This window comes from Clostridia bacterium (assembly GCA_014360065.1).
In the GTDB taxonomy this organism is placed as follows: Bacteria; Bacillota; DSM-521; order Neomoorellales; family JACIYF01; genus JACIYF01.
This window is the reverse complement of record JACIYF010000022.1, coordinates 22501-31156: the sequence shown is the minus strand read 5'-3', so window position 1 is coordinate 31156 and position 8656 is coordinate 22501. Positions and strand designations below refer to the sequence as shown.

General features: G+C 53.3%; 11 protein-coding genes and 1 riboswitch (1 of these 12 cut by a window edge). All 11 genes read left to right on the top strand.

Annotated features, from left to right (window positions below; all coding sequences use genetic code 11):
• The first annotated feature begins 128 nt into the window (after positions 1 to 128).
• A complete protein-coding gene (locus H5U02_05435; protein ID MBC7341875.1) occupies positions 129 to 506 on the top strand; it encodes an iron-sulfur cluster assembly scaffold protein in 378 nt (125 codons plus the stop codon).
• Between the two features lie 39 nt (positions 507 to 545).
• Positions 546 to 697, top strand: a riboswitch (molybdenum cofactor riboswitch).
• 83 nt (positions 698 to 780) lie between these two features.
• On the top strand, positions 781 to 1509 hold the full coding sequence (locus H5U02_05430) for a hypothetical protein (protein MBC7341874.1): 729 nt from the start codon (positions 781 to 783) through the stop codon (positions 1507 to 1509).
• Positions 1510 to 1536: 27 nt separating this feature from the next.
• Positions 1537 to 2349, top strand: coding sequence for a molybdate ABC transporter substrate-binding protein (modA, locus tag H5U02_05425; GenBank protein MBC7341873.1), 813 nt, complete (start codon positions 1537 to 1539; stop codon positions 2347 to 2349).
• 21 nt (positions 2350 to 2370) lie between these two features.
• On the top strand, positions 2371 to 3168 hold the full coding sequence (locus tag H5U02_05420; protein ID MBC7341872.1) for an ABC transporter permease subunit: 798 nt from the start codon (positions 2371 to 2373) through the stop codon (positions 3166 to 3168).
• Positions 3165 to 4229: an ABC transporter ATP-binding protein gene (locus H5U02_05415; protein ID MBC7341871.1), complete on the top strand. Its 1065-nt coding sequence runs from the start codon at positions 3165 to 3167 to the stop codon at positions 4227 to 4229. Before H5U02_05420 ends, H5U02_05415 begins: the two co-directional genes overlap by 4 nt.
• A gap of 312 nt (positions 4230 to 4541) precedes the next feature.
• Complete coding sequence (locus H5U02_05410; protein ID MBC7341870.1) at positions 4542 to 4943, top strand: nucleotidyltransferase domain-containing protein; 402 nt, start codon at positions 4542 to 4544, stop codon at positions 4941 to 4943.
• 400 nt (positions 4944 to 5343) lie between these two features.
• Entirely contained in the window at positions 5344 to 6207 is an 864-nt protein-coding gene (locus tag H5U02_05405) for a zinc ABC transporter substrate-binding protein (GenBank protein MBC7341869.1), read from the top strand.
• An 18-nt stretch (positions 6208 to 6225) separates the two neighbouring features.
• Entirely contained in the window at positions 6226 to 6999 is a 774-nt protein-coding gene (locus H5U02_05400) for an ABC transporter ATP-binding protein (protein ID MBC7341868.1), read from the top strand.
• 1 nt (position 7000) lies between these two features.
• The gene (locus tag H5U02_05395; GenBank protein MBC7341867.1) at positions 7001 to 7852 is read left to right on the top strand and encodes a metal ABC transporter permease; all 852 of its coding nucleotides are present in this window, start codon (positions 7001 to 7003) and stop codon (positions 7850 to 7852) included.
• Entirely contained in the window at positions 7846 to 8442 is a 597-nt protein-coding gene (locus tag H5U02_05390) for a methyltransferase domain-containing protein (GenBank protein ID MBC7341866.1), read from the top strand. Before H5U02_05395 ends, H5U02_05390 begins: the two co-directional genes overlap by 7 nt.
• Before the next feature lie 26 nt (positions 8443 to 8468).
• Positions 8469 to 8656: the 5' end (the start) of a formylmethanofuran dehydrogenase subunit E family protein gene (locus H5U02_05385; GenBank protein ID MBC7341865.1), read on the top strand. 667 nt of this gene lie beyond the right edge of the window; only the first 188 of its 855 coding nucleotides appear in the window; the start codon lies at positions 8469 to 8471; its stop codon lies off the right edge, out of view.

Here is an 8656-nt window from a genome sequence, read left to right as displayed (position 1 = left end):
GTCGTCGCTATATTGACATATGCTCTTTATAGTTTTATACTAGGGAGTGCAGACTGGGGGCAACTGGCAAGAAGATTGGTGAGTGGATAGACCTAATCGTGCCTGCTGTCTGACTAGAGGTGGTTCCCATATACAGCCAGAAGATACTGGAGCACTTTATCAACCCTCACAATGTTGGTGAGATCCCGGACGCTGACGGCGTAGGTCTGGTCGGTGATCCCAGCTGCGGCGATTACCTAAAAATCTACATCAAGGTGGACGATGGTGTTCTAACTGATGTAAAATTTCAGGTCTTCGGTTGTCCTGCAGCCATCGCTACCAGCAGCATTCTTACCGATTTAGCCAAGGGCCTTAAGCTAGAAGAAGCTCTTAAGCTCACCGACATGGACATAATTGTGGCCCTGGGTGGATTGCCTGACCCCAAGATCCACTGCTCCAATCTAGGGGCAGAGGCTTTGCATAAAGCCATTGAGGATTACCTAGCCAAGAGCAGCAACGGTGATTAGTGAGCAGTGGAATTGTTGACCATGGCAAAAACAGCATAAGAGATTCGTATCCTCCGAGCCTATCAGCCTACCAGCTAGCGATCAAGCCAGCGCTAGCTCACGGCTGGTTGGTCTGGGCCTTGAGCTCACGGGGTATGCCTGGAAACGGGTGTGCCTTCCGGATTTTGAAAAGGAGGGGGCTAGTTATAAGCTAGACATTATGGCTTCTAGGCCAGACCCCGCTCCTTGGAGACGGGGTTTTTAGTTTACTTGAATAAAGCGGAGGGATGTTGAGGTGGGCTTTTTGGAGGGCGTGAAGGAGAGTTTCGGGCAAGTAATTGAAGCCAAAGGCCTTACCGGCGAGGAAGAGGTGCAGGTGGTTAGTGCTAGGTCCTTGACCCCTGAGGAAGCCATCGGCAGGCCGGAACGCCAGGATTTTCCGCTACTCAAGGGTAAAGAAGTAATGATCCAGGCTACCTTTAAGGGCGCTTGCGGGCAGGCATATACCGATATGCCGGGGAGCTACCGGGGTACGTTAAAAGAAGTTCTTTCCCTGGAGTTGGGCGACAATTGCCAGCGGGCCATATTTGTCGCTACCTTGAATGCCGTCCTGCGGCATCTAAAATTGGTGGACAAGACCATCCACTGCCGGGACCAAGAACCAGGCCAGTGCGCTGCCAACCTTGTTACCTACGTCCGAGAGCGGTTTGGCAATCCCAGGATTGCCTTCATCGGCTTGCAGCCTGCCATGGTGGAAAGGCTAGCCAGCCATTTCCCTATCCGGGTAACTGACCTAGACCCGGAAAATATCGGGCAGCATAAATGCGGGGTAATGATAGAAGACGTAAGCTTCACGGCCGAAATCATTGATTGGAGCGACCTGGTGCTAGCTACCGGCACTACAGTGGTAAATGATACCCTGGCCGGCATAATCGGCAAGAAACCGGTCATCTTTTACGGGGTTACCATTGCTGGCATTGCCCACCTGTTGGGCTACGAGCAGTACTGCTTTTGCGGGCACTGATTTTTCAGAATACGGGAGGTAACAAAAGTGAAGGGTTTAAGGCCTACTACGCTATTGCTATGTCTCTTCTTGCTTGGGTCGGTAGCGCTGACCGGCTGTGGTAACGGCGAGGACCGGGAGAACCAGTCAAGTCAGGCAGGGGCAAACAATGCCAAGTCTCTTTTAGTCTACAGCGGTGCCGGGCTCAAAAAACCGGTAGAGGAAATCGGCGCTGCCTTTCAAGCTGAGACCGGGATAAAGGTGACCTATACTTTTGGCGGTGCAGCCCAGCTCAACAACCAGATCCTGTTAACCAATCAGGGCGACGTTTACCTACCAGGGGATATAGCCGAATTAAAGCCTGTTAGAGAGAAAAACCTGGTTGCATGGGAAAAGAATGTTGTTGAGCACATCCCGGTACTGGCTGTGCCTAAGGGGAATCCTGCCGGCATCCACAAATTAGCCGATCTGAAACGCCCGGGAGTAAAAGTAGCTTTGGGGGATCCAAAGGCCAATCCCATCGGCAAGCTGGCTGACCAACTCCTGCAAAAGTACGGTCTTTTGGAAGCAGTAAACAAAAACGTGGTGGTCAGGACACCGACGGCAAATGAACTGGCGGTATATTTAAGCACCAAACAGGCTGATGCCGCCATAATCTGGGAGGAAAATTGCCAGGGGACAAAAGACAAGATTGAGCTCATCCCTGTGCCCGAACTCAAGGATTATGTCAAAACCGTACCCGTAGCCGTCCTTAATTGTTCTCAAGAAAAAGAGCTGGCCCAGCAACTGGCTGAATTTATAGTTTCGCCACCGGCCTACCAGATCTGGGCCAAATGGGGTTATAAGCCGGTTAACCAGTAAGTAAGGTTGCAGGGGGGGACCTTGGTGGCCAAACTTTTTAGAGTGGGCAATGTGCTAATCACTTATCTTTTGGTGCTCTTTGTTTTAGCTGCCGTGGGTACCGTCTTGCTAAGGGGCCTGCCTTATATTCCTGCATCCTTAAAGACGCCGGAGCTGGTCTTTGCCGTTAAGCTCAGCCTGTTTACGTCTCTGGTTTCGACGGTTGCCTGCTTGCTGGTAGCTATGCCAGTAGCTTATACCCTGGCCCGCTATTCTCTGCCGGGCCAGGGTATAATAGCCAATCTTTTAAGAATCCCTTTGAACCTGCCGCCCATCGTCTCCGGTGTTTGCCTGCTCTTGCTTTTTGGAACCACGACCTTTGGTGAAACCCTGGCTAGGATGGGTTTGCGTTTTGTATTTACCGTGCCGGGGATTATTCTGGCCCAGTTTTTTGTCAATGTCCCTTTCCTGATCACCGTCCTCAAGGCTGCCATTGAAAGCACAGACATTCGCCTAGAATATGTGGCGAGGACCTTGGGATGTACCCCAGCCCGGGCTTTTTTAAAGGTGACTTTGCCTTTAATTCGAAATAATGCACTGGCCGGGCTGATTATTACCTGGGGCAAAGCTCTTGGGGAATTTGGCGCGGTCCTCATGCTGGCTGGTGCCACCAGGTTTAAAACGGAAACCTTACCCATATCCCTATATTTGAATATGGCTACTGGCGATATGGAGGCCCTGATGGCTTCGGCAGCCATCTTGATCCTGATAGCCGTAATTTCCCTGGCCTTATTTGAAAAGGCAGGGATAAAACTTTATGAGCGGGTGCCGGGGCTGTGAAGGAGCGAGCATCAAGACAGTGCCTTAAGCTATCCCACATCACGAAAAGGGTAGGCAGTTTCCAACTCCGGAATATCTCCCTGGAGATATTTTCGGGAGAGTACTTTGTTATCCTGGGACCCACGGGTGCCGGCAAAACCATACTGCTTGAGGTTATTGCCGGCATGCACTCCTTGGACGCTGGGGAAATATGGCTGGGCGAAGAAAATATTACCACCTGGCCGCCGGAAAAAAGGCGGTTTGGTTTTGTTTACCAGGATTATGCCTTATTTCCCCATTTAAACGTCAGGGAGAATATTGTCTTTGGGCTGAAGAATAGAAGGTTGCCTACAAAGCGGATAAAAAAAGAACTGGATGACATAGTGACCCTGCTGGGCATTGCCCACCTGCTCCCGCGTTTTCCCTGTACTTTGAGCGGAGGCGAGCAGCAGCGGGTAGCCTTGGCTCGTGCCTTAATAATGAAGCCTCAGGTTCTTTTGCTGGATGAACCCCTGTCGGCACTGGACCCCTGTACCAAGGAAATGCTCCAGCAGGAGCTAAAGCGCCTCCACCAAATTACTGGAACTTTAACTATTCATGTGACTCATGATTTCGAGGAGGCTCTTTTCCTGGCCGAGCGCATCGGCGTAATAGAGCGTGGGTGTCTCCTCCAGGTGGGTTCAGCCCAAGAAGTCTTTAGCTCGCCCAAGATGGCAGCGGTAGCCCGCTTTGTCGGAGCAGAAAACATCTTTTCCAGCGAGATCATTGTTCGCGACGGCAAGAAATACGTCTCCCTGGGTAAGGCACTGCTGGAAGTTAAGACGGATTTGACTGGCCGGGTAGACTTCTCCATCAGGCCAGAACATATCCTGGTGAGCACTTCGCCACAAGCTGAGAACTGCTTGCCAGGAAAAATATTGGCGGTCTACCCCAAAGGGTTGTTTACCAGGATAATTGTCGATGGAGGCGAAAGGCTGGTGGCTCTGGTCGCTGCCAGGGAAAACAATCATCATCCCCTGTTGCCAGGCAGCAAAGTTTTCTGTCATATCCCGCCGGATGCGATTAATGTTTTTCCGATTTAGGGGCGGAAGCAATCGGCCAAGGCCAGAAGTCATAACAAACGTTGGAATTACTTAAGATGATTGTATATGCTTGGGAGTGGAGCTTTATTCAGGCAATCCCCCTTCTGGGGTCGATGAAGGCCACCGAAAGTCTTACAAGATATCTCATGATAAAGGTAGGTATTACCAACTTTGGTGGCGAAGAGATAAACTGCCGGGGTAAAATCAAAATGAAAGGTCTTTTTCTTTTGGTGGACACCATTTGGCTGTGTTAAAATGTTGCCCGCCAGCTAAGAATTGCCCTATTCCGGCGTGAAAAGGAAGGTGAAGGCGTTGCTGAGACAACGGTACCGGTTGGCTCCTGCCAAAAGGGCAAGAATTGTGGGCCAAATCCGAGAACTGCTTTCTGCCCGGCCGGAAATCAGTTTCGCTTACCTCCACGGCTCCTTCCAGGATAAGGAGACTTTCGGTGATATTGATCTGGCTGTTTTTCTCTCCCCCCTACCGAAAGGAACAGGTATCTATTACGAATTGGCCCTGGAGAATGCTCTGGAAGAACTGGTACACTTCCCCATCGATGTCCGCGTACTGAACCACGCCCCCTCTCCTTTAAGTACAGCGTGCTTCGAAATGGAATCTGCCTGTTCGAAAAAAGAGAGGACGAAAGGGCGGCCTTTCAGGAACACACTTTGTCCCTATACTACGACTTCGCCCCGCTTCGGGAGCGTTACCTGAGGGAGGCCTTGCAACCATATCTCTTCATTCAAGCAGGCCCGGGGACAATTAGAAAGATTAGCTGCCCAGAACCGGGAGGTGTTTCTGGCAGACCCGGACAAGATCGCCAGCGCCAAGTATAACCACCGTTGGGCTATGTACACCATGGTCAAATTGTTGGCATATTTAGCGAAAGGAAGAAGGAATTATGGACCCAGTAGCGAATATAAAGATGCAAAGGCCAGTAGTTAGCCTGGCATGTAGCCGGGCGAGGTTGTAGCACCTTAAGGCTTGCTCAAATAGGATCATGAAAGAGAACCATGGAGGTTCTTCGCCAGCGCGGAGCTCTTCCATGGTTTTTTGTTTACCAGGAAAAGCTCCCGACCAGAACTACATCCAGAAACGTTGGGGGGTAGGTACAATGTTTTTCCCAAGCGCCAGGGGCCGCCTCCGCCTAATGGCAGCGGCTATGGTTTTGTTCCTCTTTTCGCTGTTTGTTGCTGCTGGATGCAATTCTAAACAACCGGCCAGCCAGCTTAAGGTGGTGACCGGGACCTCCCTTTTAATGACGGCCGTCCAGGAAGTAGGCCAGGACAGGGTGGAGGTAAAGAATATTATCCCGCCGGCCTCCTGCCCGGGCCATTTTGACATCAAACCATCAGACGTGGCCTTGCTCAGCCAGGCTCAGGTCTTCCTCATGCACGACTGGCAGGGCCAGCTTTTCACTAAAGAGCTAGTGGACTCGGCTCACAACCCCCAGCTTCAAGTGGTACCGGTGTCAGTAAACGGTAACTGGATGGCGCCGCCGGTATGGCAGCAAGCGCTGCGGGCGGTAGCTGATGTCCTGGGAGCGAAGGACCCGACCAACCGAGAATTTTACCAGGGCAATGCCCAAAAAGCTGCCGACCAGGCAGCCAAGGTAGCCCAGGAAATGGAGGGCCGCCTGCGGGCGGCGGGAGTAGGGAAGATTAAGGTGCTCTGCTCCAACCAGCAGGAAGGTTTTGTCCGCTGGGCTGGCTTTGAGGTTGTAGGTACTTATGGCCGGCCTGAGGAGCTCACCCCGCAGAAGGTGCGGGAGTTGGTAGATAAGGGCCGGCACGCAGGAGTGAAATTAGTCATTGATAACCTGCAGAGCGGACCAGATGCAGGGGCCGGCATTGCTAAGGAACTGGGAGTACCCAGGGTTACCATTTCCAACTTCCCCGGTGGCCTATCCGGGACAGAGAAATGGGAGCAAGCTCTAAAGAAAAACGTAGAGTTGCTGCTGGGAGCCCTTCCCAAGTAGGAAAGCGAAGAGTCAACCATGGCGCCTGTACTTATAAAAATTAAAAACGCGGTTGTGTCCTATCGCGAAGACGTGGCGCTGCGGGGCGTATCGCTGGAGGTTGAAGAGGGGGAGCTGGTAGCCATCATCGGGCCCAATGGGGCAGGGAAGACAACCCTCCTGACCTTGGTAAACGGTCTAGGGCATTTGCTCCAGGGAGAGGTTTGGGTGCTGGGCCATAACTTAGCCCGAGGCTGCCCGACGGCCTTGCGCCGCCAGATCGGCTATGTGCCTCAGCTACCGGACATCGATCCTCGCCTGCCGGTGACGGCCAGGGAAGCGGTGATGATGGGGCGCTACGGTCGGCTAGGTCTTTTGCGCCGGCCTGGGCCGAGTGATGGGCGGGTGGTGGACCAGCTGCTGGAGCTAGTGGGGATGGCTGCCCTGGCCGACCGCCCCATCGGTCACCTCTCCGGTGGTGAGCAACAGCGGGTGGCCATTGCCCGGGCCCTGGCCCAGGAACCAACTATTCTCCTCTTGGACGAACCCACCGCGTCCCTGGACCGGCGGGCCAAGGAGCAGATATTGCGCCTGGTTCAACGTATACACAGGGAGCGGAAATTAACCACTCTGATGGTTACCCACTCCCTGGCGGGGCTGGATGGCCTGTGCCACCGGGTGGTGCTGATGAAAAGGGGGCGCATCTGGAGTGCGGGGTCGCCCCATTTGCTTCTCCAGGAAAAGCTATTGAAGCAGCTGTTTGATCTTCCGCAGCCAGAGGATTTGGTTAGCGGGGACGGAAGAGGAGCTTGAAATGTCCATCCTGAGCTACAGGTTCATGCAAGATGCCCTTCTTGCCGGGTTCATGGCTGGGGTAGCCTGCTCCCTGGTGGGCGTTTTTGTGGTTACCATGCACCTTTCGTTTATCGGAGTTTCCCTTTCCCACGCTGCTTTTGCTGGGGCTCTCTTTGCCGCCTGGATGGGGTTTGAACCCCTGGCAGGAGCCATCATTTTCAGTCTGGCGGGGGCGGCTGCTATCGGGCCTCTGGCCGATAGGGGAGAGTTTAACCTGGACACCCCCATCGGCATCATCTTTTCCGTTACCATGGGGCTGGCCTTTCTGTTCATGGGCCTCTTGCCCGGCCCTAAAACCCAAGCTTTAGAGCTTCTCTGGGGCAGCATCCTTACGGTCAGCACGGGCGACCTCCGGCTGCTGGCAATCGTGGCTGCTATGGTCGTGAGTCTCATTATTCTCTTTTTTAAGGAGATCCAGGCAGTGATCTTTCACCGGGAAATGGCAAAGGCGGTGGGCATACCCGCTGATGTCATCTTTTACAGCATTCTCTTTCTGACCGGTGCCACTGTAACCGCTTCCCTGCGCAGTATCGGGGGTCTGTTAATCTTTAACCTGATCTTGAATCCGGCCGCTGCTGCTTACCAGCTCACTTACAGCTTGAAGAAAATGTTTTTCCTGGCAGCGCTGTTTGGCGTCCTTTCCTGCTGGGTTGGCCTTGCTGTTTCTTATTGCTTGGATATACCCAGCGGGGCAGCTATTGTCCTTACCTCGGCTCTTATTTTTGTCCTGGCTACTATATTTTCTCCCAAGCGAAAGGTGAAGCGGTGGCAAGAAGATGAACAACTACAGGAGGCTGACACGGAATGTTAACTCACCGCGAGTATTTCAACAGCAAGGCGGCTATTTGGGACCGCCTGGCTACGCCGGAAGACCGGGCCAAACTTGAAGTAATGGTTAAGTGGTTAAATATTGCTCCAGGCAGTGCGGTGTTAGACGTGGGTTGCGGCACCGGGATTTTAATCCCCTATTTGCTGGCTGCCGTAGGTCCTAACGGCCGGGTGGTGGCCATGGATATAGCCGAAGCTATGCTGGAACAGGCAAAGGCCAAGGGCTTTCCCGCCAATGTGGAATTGGTTTGTGCCGACGTCATGGCGATTCCTTTTCCGGAGGCTACCTTTGACGAGGTGATCTGCAACTCGGCCTTTCCTCACTTTCCGGACAAGCTAAAGGCGCTGAAGCAGATGGCCCGGGTGACCAAACCGGGCGGACGGGTGATCATCTGTCATCCGGCGGCACGGGAAACAATTAATAATCTGCACCGGTCGCTGGGAGGCGTTGTGGGCGGCGACCAGATCCCTCCTCGGCAAGAAATGGTAGCCTTACTGGCGGCCGCGGGCCTAGGAAGTTTAGAGGTCAATGAGGGACCGGATTATTACCTGGCGTTAGGGGTTAAGGCCTGAGATGATAGGGGGAGGTATAAGAGGCCGTGCGTCTAAGGAAAGATGAAATCCTCGACAGGATTGCGCGAGATGAAATCGATCCCATCCAGGAGCGGGTCAAGGTGGTATTTGATAACCGCCGGCAGTCCCCTCTCGGCTTTTACCACCGCGGCCGGTACATTCCCGTGCAGGAGGTGCTCGACGTGACCGAGGCCTATCCTGGATACCATCATTT

Excerpts from the sequence above, each read along its gene's own strand:
- H5U02_05395 (MBC7341867.1), top strand. The coding sequence starts at position 7,001 with ATGTCCATCCTGAGCTACAGGTTCATGCAAGATGCCCTTCTTGCCGGG.
- H5U02_05405 (MBC7341869.1), top strand. The coding sequence starts at position 5,344 with ATGTTTTTCCCAAGCGCCAGGGGCCGCCTCCGCCTAATGGCAGCGGCT.
- H5U02_05390 (MBC7341866.1), top strand. The coding sequence starts at position 7,846 with ATGTTAACTCACCGCGAGTATTTCAACAGCAAGGCGGCTATTTGGGAC.
- H5U02_05400 (MBC7341868.1), top strand. The coding sequence starts at position 6,226 with ATGGCGCCTGTACTTATAAAAATTAAAAACGCGGTTGTGTCCTATCGC.